This is a genomic window from Streptomyces sp. BHT-5-2 (assembly GCF_019774615.1).
GTDB lineage: Bacteria > Actinomycetota > Actinomycetes > Streptomycetales > Streptomycetaceae > Streptomyces.
Genome location: NZ_CP081496.1, coordinates 995,100 through 1,011,332, shown reverse-complemented (window position 1 = coordinate 1,011,332; position 16,233 = coordinate 995,100). Strand labels below are relative to the sequence as shown.

General features: G+C 74.3%; 12 protein-coding genes. 7 read left to right on the top strand and 5 right to left on the bottom strand.

Features of this window, described 5'->3' with window-relative positions:
• Positions 1–143: 143 nt before the first annotated feature.
• Positions 144–1,391, bottom strand: coding sequence for a nucleotide sugar dehydrogenase (locus tag K2224_RS04255; protein ID WP_221905329.1), 1,248 nt, complete (start codon positions 1,389–1,391; stop codon positions 144–146).
• A 248-nt stretch (positions 1,392–1,639) separates the two neighbouring features.
• Here K2224_RS04255 and K2224_RS04250 point away from each other — a divergent pair, with 248 nt between their 5' ends.
• Complete coding sequence (locus K2224_RS04250; RefSeq protein ID WP_221905328.1) at positions 1,640–3,349, top strand: glycerol-3-phosphate dehydrogenase/oxidase; 1,710 nt, start codon at positions 1,640–1,642, stop codon at positions 3,347–3,349.
• Positions 3,350–3,383: 34 nt separating this feature from the next.
• Here K2224_RS04250 and K2224_RS04245 read toward each other — a convergent pair whose 3' ends face one another.
• Positions 3,384–4,583, bottom strand: a complete 1,200-nt coding sequence (locus K2224_RS04245) for a serine hydrolase (RefSeq protein ID WP_221905327.1) — start codon at positions 4,581–4,583, stop codon at positions 3,384–3,386.
• Between the two features lie 188 nt (positions 4,584–4,771).
• Between K2224_RS04245 and K2224_RS04240 the strand changes: the two genes are divergently transcribed.
• Positions 4,772–6,874 (top strand): serine/threonine-protein kinase, encoded by a 2,103-nt coding sequence (locus tag K2224_RS04240; protein WP_221905326.1) that lies wholly within the window; start codon positions 4,772–4,774, stop codon positions 6,872–6,874.
• A gap of 236 nt (positions 6,875–7,110) precedes the next feature.
• Positions 7,111–9,264 (top strand): hypothetical protein, encoded by a 2,154-nt coding sequence (locus K2224_RS04235; protein WP_221909425.1) that lies wholly within the window; start codon positions 7,111–7,113, stop codon positions 9,262–9,264.
• On the opposite strand, the gene K2224_RS04230 is transcribed toward K2224_RS04235, so the two are convergent.
• Together K2224_RS04230 and K2224_RS04225 are read right to left on the bottom strand one after the other, a co-directional pair.
• The gene (locus tag K2224_RS04230) at positions 9,246–9,536 is read right to left on the bottom strand and encodes a DUF397 domain-containing protein (protein WP_221905325.1); all 291 of its coding nucleotides are present in this window, start codon (positions 9,534–9,536) and stop codon (positions 9,246–9,248) included. The two genes, K2224_RS04235 and K2224_RS04230, sit on opposite strands and share 19 nt — an antisense overlap.
• Positions 9,518–10,360, bottom strand: a complete 843-nt coding sequence (locus K2224_RS04225; protein WP_221905324.1) for a helix-turn-helix transcriptional regulator — start codon at positions 10,358–10,360, stop codon at positions 9,518–9,520. Before K2224_RS04225 ends, K2224_RS04230 begins: the two co-directional genes overlap by 19 nt.
• A 157-nt stretch (positions 10,361–10,517) precedes the next feature.
• On the opposite strand from K2224_RS04225, the gene K2224_RS04220 reads away from it, so the two are divergent.
• From K2224_RS04220 to K2224_RS04210, 3 genes are all read left to right on the top strand, one after another.
• Positions 10,518–11,747, top strand: a complete 1,230-nt coding sequence (locus K2224_RS04220; RefSeq protein WP_221905323.1) for an acyl-CoA dehydrogenase — start codon at positions 10,518–10,520, stop codon at positions 11,745–11,747.
• 8 nt (positions 11,748–11,755) lie between these two features.
• Positions 11,756–12,715 carry an acyl-CoA dehydrogenase family protein gene (locus K2224_RS04215; RefSeq protein WP_221909424.1) on the top strand — a complete coding sequence of 320 codons (960 nt, stop codon included), beginning with the start codon at positions 11,756–11,758 and terminating at the stop codon, positions 12,713–12,715.
• 481 nt (positions 12,716–13,196) lie between these two features.
• Positions 13,197–13,682, top strand: a complete 486-nt coding sequence (locus K2224_RS04210) for an ATP-binding protein (protein ID WP_221905322.1) — start codon at positions 13,197–13,199, stop codon at positions 13,680–13,682.
• 264 nt (positions 13,683–13,946) lie between these two features.
• On the opposite strand, the gene K2224_RS04205 is transcribed toward K2224_RS04210, so the two are convergent.
• Positions 13,947–14,873, bottom strand: coding sequence for a cyclase family protein (locus K2224_RS04205; protein ID WP_221905321.1), 927 nt, complete (start codon positions 14,871–14,873; stop codon positions 13,947–13,949).
• A gap of 226 nt (positions 14,874–15,099) precedes the next feature.
• On the opposite strand from K2224_RS04205, the gene K2224_RS04200 reads away from it, so the two are divergent.
• On the top strand, positions 15,100–16,044 hold the full coding sequence (locus K2224_RS04200; RefSeq protein WP_221905320.1) for an SDR family NAD(P)-dependent oxidoreductase: 945 nt from the start codon (positions 15,100–15,102) through the stop codon (positions 16,042–16,044).
• Positions 16,045–16,233: the final 189 nt, after the last annotated feature.

Below are 16,233 nucleotides of genomic sequence, written 5' to 3'. Positions count from 1 at the left end.
CGGCGGAGGGGTGTTGTGGGGCGGGGCCCGCTGTCCGGAGGCCCCGCCCCCTCCCGTGCGTTGTGGGTCCCCGCCCCGGTGGGGGATGACGGGGGATGGCGAAAGCCCGGCCTGTGCTTTGGCGCGGCCGGGCTTTGGCGTTTTCACAGGCGGTGGGCGGCACCGGTGGGCGTCGCGCCGCGGGTGTCCAGGAGGAGTTGGGCTTTTACGGCCAGGCCCTGGAGGTCGTAGGTGCGGTGGGGTTGGAGGAGGACGGTCAGGTCGGCGGTGGCGGCGGACTCGTAGAGGGAGTCGGCGCGGGGGACGGGGTGGCCGTGGATCTCCCAGTGGGGGACGTAGGGGTCGTGGTAGGTGAGGTGGGCGCCCAGGTCGCGGAGGCGGGCGGCGACCTCGGCGGCGGGGGTGCCGGCGAGGTCGGCGAGGTCGGGCTTGTAGGTGATGCCGAGCAGCAGGATGCGGGCGCCGCGGGCGGACTTGCCGTGTTCGTTGAGGAGGGTGGTGCAGCGCTGGATGACGTAGGTCGGCATCCGGTCGTTGATCTCCCGGGCGAGTTCGACGAGGCGGAGCGGGGTGCCGGGTGAACTTCCGTGCGGGGTGCGGTGGTTGGGGTCGAGGGGGGCGGTGTGGCCGCCGACGCCGGGGCCGGGGCGGAAGGACTGGAAGCCGAACGGTTTGGTCTCGGCGCAGCGGATGACGTCCCACAGGTCGACGCCGATCTCGTGGCAGTAGACGGCCATCTCGTTCATCAGGGCGATGTTGATGTGCCGGTAGTTGGTCTCCAGGAGGTTGGCGGTCTCGGCCTCGCGGGGGCCGCGGGCGCGGACGACCTTGTCGGTGAGCCGGCCGTAGAAGGCGGCGGCGGCTTCGGTGCAGGCGGGGGTGAGGCCGCCGATGACCTTGGGGGTGTTGCGGTAGCGGTGGGTGCGGTTGCCGGGGTCGTGGCGGGTGGGGGAGCAGGCGAGGTGGAAGTCGCGGCCGGCGGTGAGTCCGGAGCCGGTTTCGAGGAGGGGGCGGAGGAAGTCCTCGGTGGTGCCCGGGCAGCCGGCGGATTCGAGGATGACGGTGGTGTGCGGGCGCAGGCGGGCGGCGAGGGTGCGGGCGGCGTCGGCGAGGGCGGACAGGTCCGGGGTGCGGTCGGTGCCGAGCGGGGTGGGGCTGCACAGGACGGCCGTACGGACCCGGCCCAGGGCGGCGGGGTCGGCGGTGGTGCGGAAGCCGGCGGCGAGCAGCCGGCGGACCTCGGTGGCGGACAGCGGGCCGCCGCTGCCGGGGAGCGCGGCCACCTGGGGATCGGGGTCGTAGCCGAGGGTGGTGAGGCCGGCGGCGGTGGCGGCCTGGGCGAGGGGGAGACCCAGGTGACCGAGTCCGATGACGGCGAGATCTGCGGGCATGCTGCGGCCGTCCTTCCCGAGCGAGTGTGTGGGCCCTGCGCGTGTCCTCGTGGGGGCCGGGCGCCGTGCGGGGGAGCCGGCCACCGAAAGGGCTTAAATAGACTAAGCGGATATTTGACCCAGAATGGGTATTGGTGGATCAAGGTGGCCGGGTGTTGCCGCCGCGGGCGGACAGTGGTTGCCGGCAGCGGCCGCGGACAAAATCGACGGACGGGGGGTCCGGTTCCGAATCACAGCGGGAGGCAGTGGTGAAGACAGCGACACTCGGACCGGCGCAGCGCGCCAAGGCGCTCACCCAGATGGCCGAGCGGGAACTGGACGTGCTGGTGGTCGGCGGCGGCGTGGTCGGTGCCGGTACGGCACTGGACGCCGTGACCCGCGGGCTGGACACCGGGCTGGTGGAGGCCCGTGACTGGGCGTCGGGCACCTCCAGCCGGTCGAGCAAGCTCATTCACGGCGGGCTGCGGTATCTGGAGATGCTGGACTTCGGGCTGGTGCGGGAGGCGTTGAAGGAGCGCGGGCTGCTGCTCCAGCGGCTGGCGCCCCATCTGGTCAAGCCGGTGCCGTTCCTCTATCCGCTGCAGCACCGGGGTTGGGAGCGCCTCTACGCGGGCTCCGGGGTGGCGCTCTACGACGGGATGTCGGTCTCCTCCGGGCACGGCCGGGGGCTGCCCGTCCACCGGCACCTCTCGCACCGGCGGGCGCTGCGGGTGGCGCCCTGTCTGCGGCGGGACGCGCTGGTCGGCGCGTTGCAGTACTACGACGCGCAGATGGATGACGCGCGGTACGTCATGACCCTGGTGCGCACCGCGGCCGCGTACGGCGCGCAGGTCGCCAACCGGGCGCGGGTGGTGGGTTTCCTGCGCGAGGGCGAGCGGGTGGTCGGGGCGCGGGTGCAGGACGTCGAGGGCGGTGTGGAGCACGAGATCCGGGCCCGGCAGATCGTCAACGCGACGGGGGTGTGGACGGACGACACCCAGGCGCTGATCGGGGAGCGCGGCCAGTTCCACGTCCGTGCGTCGAAGGGGATTCACCTGGTCGTCCCCAAGGACCGGATCCATTCGACGACCGGGCTGATCCTGCGGACCGAGAAGAGCGTGCTGTTCGTCATCCCGTGGGGGCGGCACTGGATCATCGGGACGACGGATACCGACTGGGACCTGGACAAGGCGCACCCGGCGGCCTCCAGCGCCGACATCGACTACCTGCTGGAGCATGTGAACTCGGTGCTGGCCACCCCGCTCACCCGGGACGACGTGGAGGGCGTCTACGCCGGTCTGCGGCCACTGCTGGCCGGCGAGTCGGACGCCACCAGCAAGCTGTCGCGGGAGCACACGGTGGCCCACCCGGTGCCGGGTCTGGTGGTCGTCGCGGGCGGCAAGTACACCACGTACCGGGTGATGGCCAAGGACGCGGTGGACGAGGCGGTGCACGCGCTGGACGCCCGGGTCGCCGAGTGCGTCACCGAGGACGTGCCGCTGGCGGGCGCCGAGGGCTATCGGGCGCTGTGGAACGCGCGGGCCCGGATCGCCGCCCGGACCGGACTGCACGTGGCCCGTACGGAGCATCTGCTGAACCGTTACGGCTCGTTGACCGAGGAGCTGCTGGAACTGGTGGTGGCCGACCCCTCGCTGGGCCGGCCGCTGGCCGCCGCGGACGACTACCTGCGCGCCGAGGTCGTCTACGCCTGTACGCACGAGGGCGCCCGGCACCTCGACGACGTGCTGACCCGGCGCACCCGGATCTCCATCGAGACCTTCGACCGCGGCACCCGCAGTGCCCGGGAGGCCGCCGAGCTGATGGCGCCGGCGCTGGGCTGGGACAGCGCGCAGATCGAGAAGGAGATCGCGCACTACGAGAAGCGGGTGGAGGCCGAGCGCGAGTCGCAGCGGCAGCCGGACGACCTGACGGCGGACGCGGCCCGGCTGGGTGCGCCGGACATCGTGCCGCTGACGTAGCGGCGGCCGCCCGTCCGCCGGCGCCCCGTCCCGGTCAGGCGCGCCGGTTGCGGTGGGGTGCGCAGAACTCGGCGGCCAGGACGGCGGTGCCGGCGGCCCGGCCGGCCGGGGCGTCGGTGTTGACCCGGAAGCTGACCAGGTGCCGGCCGTCGGCGGTGCCGGCGGTCTGCGCGTACGAGCCGTTGATGTCGCCGTTGTGGCCCCACACCGTCACCCCGCAGGGCAGCCGGGTGGCGTAGACGCCCAGGCCGTACGCGCCGTGGGTGGCCTGTTCGCCGCGGAGTTCGGACATCTGGCGGGGTGCCAGGAGCCGGCCGCCGAGCAGCGCGGCGAAGAACCGGTTGAGGTCGCCGAGGGTGGTGATCATCTCGCCGGCCGCGCCGGCCCGGCTGGGATCGAGGGCGGTGCTGTCCACCTCGTGGCCGTCGATCCGGGAGTAGCCGCGGCCGTGCGGCGCGGGCAGCGCGGGGCTGTCGCCGGGGAACGAGGTGCCGCGCAGGCCGAACGGGGCCAGGATGCGGCGGCGCAGCTCCTCGGCGTACGGGTGCCCGGTGACGGCCCGGATGACCAGGCCGAGGACCAGGTAGTTGGTGTTGGAGTAGGCGTAGTGGGCGCCGGGGGCGGCGGTGGGCCGGTGGCCGAGCGCGATCCGCAGCAGTGCGGTCGGGGTGTAGCGGTCGTAGCGGTGGGCCGGGAAGCCCGTGCCGTACAGCCGTTCGGCGAGGTGGGGGTCGTCGGTGTAGTTGAACAGCCCGCTCGTGTGGTCGAGGAGTTGGCGTACCGTCACCCGGTGCAGATCGCTGGCGCCGTGCGCGCCGGTGAGCGGCACTCCGGGCGGGAGGCGGTCCGCGGCGCGGTCGTCGAGGGAGAGCCGGCCCTCGCCGACGAGTTGCAGAACGACCGTGGCGACGAGGGTCTTGGTGAGGCTGCCCGCCCGGAAGTGGTCCAGGCGGCCCATCTTCCGGCCGTTGCGCAGATCGGCGACGCCGGCCGCGGTGAAGTGCGAGGAGGTCAGTCGGCCGTCCCGGGTGACCAGCGAGGCCGCGCCGGGCGCGCCGTCGGCGACCATGCGGTGCAGCGCGGCCGCCCCGGCGGCCGTCGCCGGCGGCGCGACGGAGTCGGGCGGGGTGCTCGTACACGCCGTCAGGGACAGGGCGGCCAGCACGGCCGGGAGCGCGCGGACGGTCCGGCGCGGTCGGCCCGGTGGAACCGGGCGGGGTGGGCGCAGCGGCAAAAAGAACTCCCGTCGTCGGGGCCATCATGACGGGTGCGCGGCACCCTCGGGCACCCACCCGGCCTTCCGCACGGCCGTGGATGAGGGAGAATGAAGGCCCTGCCAGGGTGGGTTGTCCGAGTTGGGTCAGTTTGGCGGTCGATGGAGCATCGGGGCTGCCAACTCGGCTGGAATGCAGAGGGGATTCCGTGGGCGACGAGGTCGAGATGGACGGCAAGGAGGGCAGGCTGCTCGCCGGCCGGTACCGGCTCGCCGGTGTTCTCGGCCGGGGTGGGATGGGCACCGTCTGGCGGGCCGACGACGAGGTCCTGGGCCGCACGGTCGCGGTCAAGGAACTCCGCTTCCCCGGCGGCATCGAGGAGGACGAGAAGCGGCGCCTGATCACCCGCACCCTGCGCGAGGCCAAGGCCATCGCCCGGATCCGCAACAACGGCGCGGTGACGGTCTACGACGTGGTCGACGAGGACGACCGGCCGTGGATCGTGATGGAACTGGTCGAGGGCCGCTCGCTGGCCGAGGTCGTCCGCGACGACGGCCCGCTCACCCCGCGCCGCGCCGCCGAGGTCGGCCTTGCGGTGCTCGACGTCCTGCGTGCCGCCCACGGCCAGGGCATCCTGCACCGCGACGTGAAGCCGTCCAACGTCCTGATCTCCGACGACGGCCGGGTCGTGCTCACCGACTTCGGCATCGCCCAGGTCGAGGGCGACCCCTCGGTGACCTCCACCGGCATGCTCGTCGGCGCGCCCTCGTACATCTCGCCGGAGCGGGCCCGCGGCCAGAAGCCGGGCCCACCGGCCGACCTGTGGTCGCTCGGCGGCCTGCTGTACGCCTGCGTCGAGGGCGTCCCCCCGTACGACAAGGGCTCGGCGATCGCCACCCTCACCGCCGTGATGACCGAGCCGGTCGAGCCGCCCAAGAGCGCCGGGCCGCTGGAGGACGTCATCTACGGCCTGTTGGTGAAGGACCCGCAGGGCCGGCTGGACGAGGCCGGGGCGCGGGCCCTGCTGCTGGACGTCATCCACGCCCCGGAGCCCGAGCCGGAGCCCCCGATGGACGCGACCCGGGCGATGACGCTGCCCACCGCGCCCGTGGAGCGGCCGGAGCGGGGCGGTGGCAGGCCCGCCAAGGCAGCCAAGCCGGCCAAGGCCACCGGGTCCGCCGGTGCCGCGGTCGGGCCGCGGGTGCCGAAGAAGCCGAAGGCGAAGCCGTCGGCCGGGGCGGCGGCCGGGGCGGCGGCCGTCGGCGCCGGGGCGGCGCAGGACGCGCCGAACGCCCCGCGCACGGACGGCGGTTCGGCGAAGCCGAAGCCGAAGCCGGCGCCGGTGCGGGAGCCCGGCAAGGACAGCGCGGTGGCACGGCCGGCCGCGGCGAAGACGGGCGCCGGCACCCCGGCCCGCGCCGGATTCGACGCCGACGCCGCCAAGGAGCGGGTGCGTGCGGCGCTGACGTCCGTGCGGAACGCCGCCGCGGCGGTCCGGTCGGACTCCAGACCCGGTGGCGGCGACGGCCGTCCCGCCCCGCCGCGTGCCTCGGTGACCGACGTCGTCCCGCGCCGCACCCTGATCATCGGGGCCGTCGTGGTCGTCGTCGTCCTCGGGACGCTGCTGGCCCTGCTGTTCGGCAACGGCGACAGTGCCGGCTCCGCGGCCAAGGGCGCCAAGGGCACGGCCGCGAGCCGGGACGTGACGGAGTCGGCCGGCGCGAGCAGTGCCGCCACGGACGGCGCGGGCACCCCGGGCGGGGGGAAGCCGGGCGGCGCCGGGAACGGCGGCGCCGGGGGCGGCGGCAAGGACGGCGGCAAGGGCGGCGGCGGGAAGAAGGGCGGGGCGGCGCTCCCAGAGGGCTTCGCGCAGGTCACCAACGGCGCCTTCCACTTCGCCATGGCGATGCCCCAGGGGTTCCACCAGACCGCCACGGCCGGGTCGAACTCCGGCGCCATATACAGCGCCTCCGGGGGCTTCCCGCGCATACAGGTCGACTACAACGACTCGCCGGGCAAGGACGCCGCGGCCTCCTGGCGCAGCCTGGAGCCCAGCGTGGCCGGCTCCAGCGACGACTACCACCTCCTGGGCATCAAGGCCATCGGCTGGCGCGGCTTCCCGACCGTCGCGGACTGGTCGTTCACCCGCCACCAGGGCGGCGAGGACGTGCGGGTGCTCAACCGCGGCTTCCGCGCCGACGACCACCACGGCTACGCCATCATGATCACCTGCGAGGCGGACGCCTGGGACGACGACGAGTGCCGGGAGCTGCGGGACACCGCCTTCCGGACCTTCACGGTGAAGGACTGACTCCTCGACGGTGCAGGACCGACTCCTGGGCGGCCTCCTCGGCCTCCTCGGTCGACGGGGCGCGCGGGCGGCGGGGGCCGGTCCGCGGACGGCGGGGACGGGCACGACGCGGGACGCGGTCCGGCGGGCTCAACTGTCGGTGCTGCCACGTATCGTGAGAAGTCCAGAGTCGTACGCATCCGCCCGCGGCGGGCGCGGCGCCCGCTGAGGGGAGGCGCATCGTGGACGAGCACGCGATGGGGACGTCCCCGCGGCCGTTCGGGCACGGGGGGAGGGTGCTCGCCGACCGCTACCGCCTGGCGGCGCGGCCGGCCGCCGACCCCGGCCCGTTCACCGCTGTCCCGGCCTTCGACACCTACAGCGGCCAGGAGGTGCTGATCCGTCAGGTGCCGCTGCCGGAGGTGGTGGAGGCCGAGGCGCTGGCGCCGGACGGCGGACCGGCGGACGGGCCCGCGGAGGACGGTTTCGGCGGCGGTCCGGCGGCCCATGGCTGGAGCGTCGGCGGGCGGGCCGAGCGCGCCCCCTCGGACCCGGTCGTCCGCCGCGCCGTCCAGGCCGCCACGACCGCCGGCCAGTTGCCCGACCACGCCCTGCTGGAGCAGGTCTTCGACGTCTTCGCGCAGGACGGCAGCGTGTGGATCGTCGGGGAGCTGCTGTCCGCCCGCCCGCTGGCCGAGCTGCTCGCCGGGCGGACGCTGAGCCCGCACCGCGCCGCGGAGATCGCCGGCGACCTGCTCACCGCCCTGCGCGTCCTGCACGCGCACGGCTGGCTGCACCGCAACATCACCGCCCGCACGGTCCTGGTCTGCGACGACGGCCGGGCGGTCCTCGCGGGCCTGGCGGCGGGCGCGGCGCAGGAGGCGCTGTGCGGGTACGACCCGATGCCGCGGGAGCCGGCCACGGCGTCGGTGCCGGCGTCGGTGCCCGTGTCGCTGGACAAGGAGGCGGCCGGGAGCGGCGGGGAGGCCGTGGGCACGGCGTCCGGCGCGGTGCTCACCGGGCTCGCCGCCGAACGGGCCCGGCAGGCACGGCTGCAGACGGTCGGCGCGGTCGCCGAGCGCTGGTCCCCGGAGCAGGCCGGGCCGGCGGACGGGAGCGCGTCAGGGGCGGAGCCGGTCGGGCCGGCCGCGGATCTGTGGGCGGTGGGCGTGCTGCTGTTCCGCGCGGTGCAGGGGTATCCGCCGTATCCCGAGGAGAGCGCCGCCGAGCTGGTGCGGCTGGTGCGGGCGCAGCGGCCCGCCGAGGCCGTGGAGGGCGGGGTGCTGCGTCCGGTCGTCGCCGCGCTGTTGTGCCGGGAGCCGGCGGCGCGGCCGTCGGTCGAGGAAGTCCACGGCCGGCTGCGGGCGTTGGTGCGCACGGCGCCGGAGCCGGAGCTGGGCCGCCGGACGGTGGCCCTGCCCGCGCCGGAGGGCCCCGCCGACCCGCGGCGGCTGCCGATCGTCCGGCGGCGGGGCGAGCTGGTCCGTCAGCGGCGGCCCGAGCGGGCCCGGGCCGGGCGGGCGGCGGCCGCGCGCCCGCCCCGCTCCGCCGAGCCGCCCGCCGCGCCCCGCCGGTCCAAGACGCCGCGCCCCGTCGGCCGTTCGGCGGGCCGGTGGCCGGAGCCGTCCGGGCATGAGCTGCTGGGGCAGGTCGGGGTCGGCCCGGTGCCGGCGCGGTCGCGGGGCGGCCGGGGTCCGCGCAGCCTGGGCCGGATGCTGCTCACCGTCATCCTGCTGCTGATGGTCGCCGGGATCGCCTGCGCCATGGTGTTCCTGCCGAAGTCCGGGGCGCGCGGCGGGTCCGGCACGGACGGCTCCGGCACCGCGGGCGAGGCGCCCGGTGCCAGCCCGGCCCCCTCGCCCGGCGGCGTCGGCGAGGGCAAGGGCAACGGCACGGGCTCGGGCGCCGACCGCCCACCGGGCACCGCCGTCCCGCAGACCACCGACCCCGGGACCGTCGCCCCCGGCTTCGCGCTGCGCACCGACCCCCTCGGGTTCCGGATCGCGGTGCGCGAGGGCTGGCAGCGCGCCGCCGGCGGCCCGCAGGGCCAGGCGCGCTACACCGGCGGCGGCTGCACCCTGCTGGTGGTGCCCGGCCGCGATGCCACCGCGCGGTTCGGGGCGGACCCGATGGCGTACCAGCAGGCCGGGGAGCCGGAGTTGGCGGCGTTCCGGGACGCGGGCTGGTCGTCGGCCTCCGGGCTGCGGCGGATCGACGTCGGGCAGACGGCGATGGCCGAGGGCACCTTCGCCTGGACGGACGGCGCCGGCCACCGGCTCTACGCCCGCAACCTCGCGATGATCCGGAACGGCCGCTACCACCTCGTCCTGGTCATCGGCCCGGACACCGGCCGCACCGAGGTGGACCGCCTGTACGCCCAGGCGAGCAGCTCCTACCGCCCGCCGGGCTGACCGCCCTTGACGGCGCCGACGAACGCCGACCAGGCGGCCGCCGAGAAGACGAGCGCGGGGCCGTGCGGGTCCTTGCTGTCACGGACGGGGACGAGGGCGGGGAGGTTGTCGGCTACCTCGATGCAGTTGCCGCCGTCCGTGTTGCTGTAGCTGGACTTGCGCCAAGCGGCGGTGGTGAGGAAGTCGTCGGCGACCTCGATGCACGCGCCACCTTCCGAGTTGCTGTAACTGCTCTTGCGCCAGGTCACGTTGGTCAGGTCGAGGGCTCGCACGGCACTTCCTCCAACATCCGCAAGATGAACGACAGCGACTCGGCGGGGTTCAGAGCCATGTCGCGAATCGCATCATATCTGCGCTGCAAGTCCTCAACCCGGCCTGCTTCCTGGATCATTTCACTGCCTACGACGTTCTCGACGTAGGTCACGGTACGGCCGTCCAGAAGCCGGAGGAATGTGACGGCGGTGTCCATCAGGCCGTGCAGCCCGCCACCGAAGGGCAACAGATAGAGGGTGACATTAGGGCGCCGCGACACCTCCACCAAGTACTTCAATTGCTGCTGCCACTCCCGCGAGTCCCGCAGCGAGTTCCGCAGTGCTGCCTCGGAGAGGATGGCGCGAAAAGGCGGCCCGTCGTCCCCCTCCAGCACCTTTTGGCGTCCGATACGCGCGTCGACCTGTTGATCCAGCTCTTGCGCCTTGAGGCCACCCATTGCGAGCAACTCGCGGGCGTACTCCCGAGTCTGGAGCAGACCATGCAGGACACTGCCGCAGTAGTGCCACAGACTGATCGCCTCGGCCTCCAGCTCCATGTACCGCCGAAACTGCTCCTTGAACTGCGACGGATCCGCCGCCGCCATCTCCCACATCGCGAGCAGCAGTCCCGGCGTCCCGTAATAGGTGTCCAGTGCCTGTGCCACTTCCGGGCCGCCCAGCGTCTGTCCGTTCTCCAACTTGCCGAAGAGAGAAGGGTCCCAGCCCACTACCTTCGCGAGGTCCCGCAGGCTCACCCCCCGCTCCCTCCGCAGTAACCGGAGCTCCTCCGCGAACCGCTTGCGCGGCTCCTGGCTCCGTCCGGTGACCACTCGTCTCGGCGGCATGGCGTTGCTCCGTTTCCTGCTTCGGGTTCATGCGCGTAACGCCCGGACCGCGCAAGGTAGTTCAGGTCCGTGACCCAGCACCGGGGGATCGGGCGGACTCCGCCCGATCGGCGACAGAGGGCTAGCCCGACCCAGAAATCTGATGCACCATCAGAAAATGGACCTCGCCTACACCGCCGAGGAAGAAGCCTTCCGGGACCGGCTGCGTACCTGGCTCGCCGAGGTGCTGCCGAAGCTGCCGCCGAAGCCCGTCGCCACCGACTGGCCCGGCCGGCGGGCCTACGACGCGGCCTGGCAGCGGATGCTGTACGACGCCGGGTACGCGGGCCTGCACTGGCCGGCCGACGCCGGCGGGCGGGGCGCCACCCCCACTCAGCACCTGATCTTCCTGGAGGAGAGCGAGAAGGCGGGCGCCCCGTACGTCGGCGCCAACTTCGTCGGGCTGCTGCACGCCGGCCCCACCATCGCCGCCGAGGGCACGCCCGCGCAGCGCGCCCGCTGGCTGCCGCCGATCCTGCGCGGCGACGAGATCTGGTGCCAGGGCTTCAGCGAACCGGACGCCGGCTCCGACCTGGCCGCGCTGCGCACCCGGGCGGTCCGGGACGGCGACGACTACGTCGTGACCGGCAGCAAGATCTGGACCTCGCACGCCGAGGTCGCCGACTGGTGCGAACTGCTCGTCCGCACCGACCCCGAGGCCCCCCGGCACCGCGGCATCAGCTGGCTGGCGATGCCGATGGACGCGCCCGGGGTGACCGTGCGGCCGCTGCGGACGCTGGCCGGCTCCACGGAGTTCGCCGAGCTGTTCCTCGACGAGGTCCGGGTCCCGGCCGGCAACCGCGTCGGCGCCGAGCACGACGGCTGGCGGGTGACGATGGTGACGCTCTCCTTCGAGCGCGGCACCGCCTTCGTCGGCGAGGTGGTGGCCTGCCGCCGGGTGCTCGGGGAACTCGCCCGCACCGCCCGCGCCAACGGCCGCTGGGACGACGCGGTGCTCCGCCGCCGGCTGGGCCGGCTGAACGCCGAGTTCGCCGCGCTGTGGCGGCTGACGCAGTGGAACGTCAGCGAGGCGATGGGGGTCCCCCCTGGTCATGGGGGTCCCCCCGCGCGAGCGAAGCCGAGCGTGGGGGAAGATTCGAGACCCAGGGGGAGATCCGGCGGTGTGCCCGGCACCGGCGGTTCGGTCTTCAAGCTGCGCTACTCGCACGCCCGCCAGGAGCTGTACGACGCGGCGGCCGAGGTGCTCGGCGGGCAGGCGCTGGACGCCGCGCACCCCTGGGTCGCCGACCGGCTCTCCGCCCTCGCCTACACCATCGCCGCGGGCACCTCGCAGATTCAGCGGAACATCGTCGCCGAGCGGATCCTCGGCCTGCCGAAGGGGCGGTGAGCGGGCCGGTGGACTTCCAACTCACCGACGACCAGCGGGCGTTGCGGGACGGGACCAGGGAGCTGCTCGCCGGCCGCTTCGGCCGGGACCGGCTGCGGGCAGCGGTCGACGACCCGGCACCGGACCGCGGGCTGTGGCGGGAACTGGCCACCGCCGGGTTCTTCGCGCTGCGGCTCCCGGAGGCGGACGGCGGGGTCGGGCTGGGACTGCCGGAGGCCGTGCTGGTCTTCGAGGAGGTGGGCCGGGCGCTGCTGCCGGGACCGCTGGTGGCCGGTCAGCTGCTGGCCGGGGCGGTGGACGGCGTGGCGACCGGCGAGCGGATCGTCGCCCTGTGTGATGGCGGGGCCGACCCGGTGCTGTGGGAACACCCGGACCACTGCGACGTGTTGATCTTCGTCGAAGGTGGTGCGCCGGAGCGGGACGGCGCGGTGTACCGGAGTGCGCCCGCCGAGGTGGCCCGCGCGCCCTTCGCCTCCGTCGACCCGCTCACCCCGCTCGTCCGCGTCACCGGCCGCCCGCGCACCACCCCGCTCCCCGGGGCGGACGCGTCCCGGCTGCGCCGCGAGGCGGCCCTGCTGACCGCCGCCGAGCAGCTGGGCAGCGCCGGCCGGACGGTCGAGACGGCGGTCGGGTACGCCCGGCAGCGCACCCAGTTCGGGGCGCCCATCGGCTCCTTCCAGGCGGTCAAGCACCTGTGTGCCGGGATGCTGGTCCGCGCCGAGCTGGCCCGCGCCGCGGTCTACGCGGCGGCGGTGACCGGGGACGCCCTCGACATCGCGGGCGCCAAGCTGCTGGCGGACGAGGCCGCGGTGGGCAACGCCCGGGACTGCCTCCAGGTGCACGGCGGGATGGGCTTCACCTGGGAGGCCGATGTGCATCTGCACCTCAAACGGGCCTGGCTGCGGGCCGAACGCTGGGGCGGCGCCCGGGAGGCGGAGGAGCGCCTGGCGCAGGCGCTCGCGGGGTGACGGCGCGCGCCGGTGCCCGATGAGGGGCAGGGGGCGCAGGGGCCGCGCCGTCGATGTCAGACTCTGGCAACCGGTTTGCGAAATGTCGGATCCCTCACGCATAAGCGGTCACGGAGGGTCGATATCGGGTTGTGTCCTGGGCGTGACTCGTCACAGGGGGGAGTCGGCGCCGTGCTCCGGTACGCTCCGTGGGGTGCGAGTGGTTCTGTGGCGCAAATGTCACGGTGCCGTCGGTAGGACGGCTCCGGGGCATCGGGTGCGCGCCGCTCGCCTCGGGCGAGGCCCCGAAGACCCCCCATGTTCGACTCCCCGCGCTGTGCGTCGCACAGTATGCCGCACGCATACTCCCTTGCGCTGGAATATGCCCGAAGCGGTTGTTGCGGTGACTGAACGTCAACCATGCTGTGCTTCGCCGGAGTCACGCACCGTGACTCCGTGGAGGCGCGAGGCGATGTTTCCGCCGGTTCGGATGGTGTGAGCGGTGCAGGTGCTTCAAGTGCAGTTGGAAGTGCGGCCCGACCCCGCGGAAGTGGGGCGGGCGCGGCGGTGGGCCCGGTCGAGGCTCGCGGGGTCGGGAATAGGGGCGGACGAACCGCTCGCCGAGACGCTGATCCTGCTGATCTCCGAGCTGGTCACCAACGCCGTGGTGCACACGGGCTCGGCGGCCCGGCTGCGGATGTGCTTCTCGGGCACGGGTGCCGTGGTGGGCACCGTGCGGGTCGAGGTGGTGGACGTCAGCGCCCGCCCGCCGCGCCCCCGGCACGCGGACGGCGAGGACACCAACGGCCGTGGTCTGGAGCTGGTCGACGGCCTCGCGGACCGCTGGGGCTGGCAGCGCGAGGGAGCCGGCAAGCGGATCTGGTGCGAAGTCGACCGCGGGCAGCCGCTGCTGATGGCGGCCGGTGCCGACTTGGGGGCGTATGACCCGGCTTGCGCCGTAACGAGTGCCACGACAAACCGGTCGTAAATCGCTGAATCGGTTCGCCTGACGCGGAATTAGTCCAGACCAGGTGTTGACGTGGCGTTCTCCGGTGATCACTCTTGGGGAAGCGATGCGCCGTGAGGGGACGGCAAGGGCGTGCAGGGCCGGTGGCCCGCGGCCTTGGCGAGTGCGGATCGCGGCCCGGAGCCAGGTGGCGGCCCGCGATGCCGTGCTCGGGGCGCGCAGCGCGCGCCGTCGCCTGGCCGGTCCGGAGCCGGTCGCGCACCGCGGACGGTGCGCCGCCCGGCCTCACAGCACCGCCACCGGCGCCACCGGGCTGCCCGTGCCGCCGACGAACGGCTCGGCCACCGCGGACAGCAGGAAGGCGTGCCGGCCCTCCTCCGCGCAGGCCGTCGACAGCTCCTCCAGGTTCCAGTTCTGGCCCTGGGGCATGCCCATCTCGACGAGGTGCAGGGCGTGCACCGGCATCCACAGACCGTCGACCTCCGGCGGGAAGATCTCGAAGGCCAGGGTGTCGTTGGCGACCGCGGCGACCCCGCGGGCGTGGAACCACTCCGGGGTGCGCAGCGACAGCCCGGGCGAGGGGAACGCGTACGCCTCGCGGTCGCCGGCCAGGTAGTGCCGGAGCTGGCCCGTCCGGACCAGGACCACGTCGCCGGGGCGGACCGCCGTCCCGGCCAACTCCTCGGCGGCGTCCAGGTCCTCCGGCGTGACCGCGTGCCCGCCCGGCAGCCGGTCGGTGCCGCGGGCCCGCGCCACGTCCAGCAGCACCCCGCGGGAGAGCAGCGGGGTGGCCTTCTCGATGCCCAGGGCGGTGGCGCCGCGGTGCGCGGTGACGGTGTCGGCCGGCCGGCCGTTGTAGAGCCGCCCCGAGTGCGAGACATGGGCCAGGCCGTCCCAGTGGGTGGCGGCCTGGAGGCCCATGGTGACGGTGTCGTCGGAGGTGCCCACGGTCCCCGGGCCGAAGATCTCCTGGTTGATGGCGACCATGGTGTGCAGCGGGTTGACCCGCCCCGGGATCACGCCGGTCTGCACGCCGTCCTGCCGGAGCGGCAGGGCGAGCGGGACGCGGCGGCCGCTGCGTACGGTCGCGGCGGCGGCGCGCACCACGTCCGGGGTGATCAGGTTCAGGGTGCCGATCTCGTCGTCCGGGCCCCAGCGGCCCCAGTTGTTCACGCGCCGGGCGATGTCGTGGAACTCCTCGGGCAGGGGCATGGGGCGGCTCCTTGGGTCGGGAGTGGGCGGGGTGGTTTCGGGGCGGCTCCGGGGCGGGGGTGAGCGGAGGGGCGGGGTTTCCGGTGCGGTCGGCGGTGGTGGGTGGCCGGGGGCGCCCGGCCGGTCCTGTCGCCCGGTGGGCCGGGGGCGGTCCGGGGGCTTGTGCTCGTACCGCGTCTGCTCAAAAATCTAACGGTCCGTCAGAAAACGTGGGAAGGGGCGCGGCATGGGGAACTTCTTGGCCGGCAAGGTGGTCGCCGTCACGGGCGCCGGCCGCGGCATCGGGCGGGCCGTCGCCCTGGCCGCCGCCGCGGAGGGCGCGAAGGTGGTGGTCAACGACTACGGCGTCGCCGTCGACGGCGACGAGCCGAGCAGCGAGGTGGCGACGGCCGTCGTCAAGGAGATCGAGGCGGCGGGCGGCACCGCCACTGCCGTCGCCGACGACGTCTCCACGATGGCGGGCGGGCAGCGGATCGTGGACACCGCGCTCGCCGAGTACGGGCGGATCGACGGCGCGGTGTGCGTGGCCGGCATCCTGCGCGAGCGGATGCTCTTCAACATGTCCGAGGAGGAGTGGGACCCGGTCGTCGCCACGCACCTCAAGGGCACCTTCACGGTCTTCCGGGCCGCCGCGGCGGTGATGCGCAAGCAGAAGTCCGGCACCCTGATCGGCTTCACCAGCGGCAACCACCAGGGCAGCGTCGCCCAGGCCAACTACGCCTCGGCCAAGGGCGGGATCATCTCGCTGGTCCGCAGCGCGGCGCTGGGCCTGCACAAGTACGGGGTGACCGCCAACGCGGTGGCGCCGGTCGCCCGGACGCGGATGTCGGCCAATGTGCCGATGGAGCTGACGGAGATCGGCGAACCGGAGGACGTGGCGGCGTTCGTGGTCTACCTGCTCGGCGATCGGGCACGGGCCGACGGGGTCACCGGCCAGGTGTACACGGTGGCGGGGCCGAAGATCGCGGTGTGGGCCCAGCCGGCGGAACTGCGTTCCGTCCGCGCCGACGAGAGGTGGCCGGACGCCGGCGGGGGGCCCTGGTGGACGCCGGAGCGGGTCGCCGAGGCGGTCGCCGGGCCGGTCGGCGTCGGCGTCGATCCGATGCCGATGCTGGCGCAGTTGGCGGAGATGGCCAGGGCAGCGGCGGCGGGGGAGCGGCCCAACGGATAGCTGCGCTCGGCTTGTTTCCCACGTCGTCGGCTTTCCCGTCGTAGGGGTTCGCCTTGTGCGCCTGCGGCGCGGTGCCGCTGCGCGGGGCTGTTGGGTGCGGTGCCGGGCCTGCGGGGCAGGGGTGTGCCGGACTGCTGCGCTTTACGTCCGGCACACCCCTGCCCCTCCGGCCCGTCCCCTTCCGTGGGT

Bases quoted from the DNA above. Each gene is read 5' to 3' on its own strand.
- K2224_RS04205 (WP_221905321.1), bottom strand. From the start codon at position 14,873: ATGCCCCTGCCCGAGGAGTTCCACGACATCGCCCGGCGCGTGAACAAC.
- K2224_RS04235 (WP_221909425.1), top strand. From the start codon at position 7,111: ATGGGGACGTCCCCGCGGCCGTTCGGGCACGGGGGGAGGGTGCTCGCC.
- K2224_RS04225 (WP_221905324.1), bottom strand. From the start codon at position 10,360: ATGCCGCCGAGACGAGTGGTCACCGGACGGAGCCAGGAGCCGCGCAAG.
- K2224_RS04200 (WP_221905320.1), top strand. From the start codon at position 15,100: ATGGGGAACTTCTTGGCCGGCAAGGTGGTCGCCGTCACGGGCGCCGGC.
- K2224_RS04255 (WP_221905329.1), bottom strand. From the start codon at position 1,391: ATGCCCGCAGATCTCGCCGTCATCGGACTCGGTCACCTGGGTCTCCCC.
- K2224_RS04220 (WP_221905323.1), top strand. From the start codon at position 10,518: ATGGACCTCGCCTACACCGCCGAGGAAGAAGCCTTCCGGGACCGGCTG.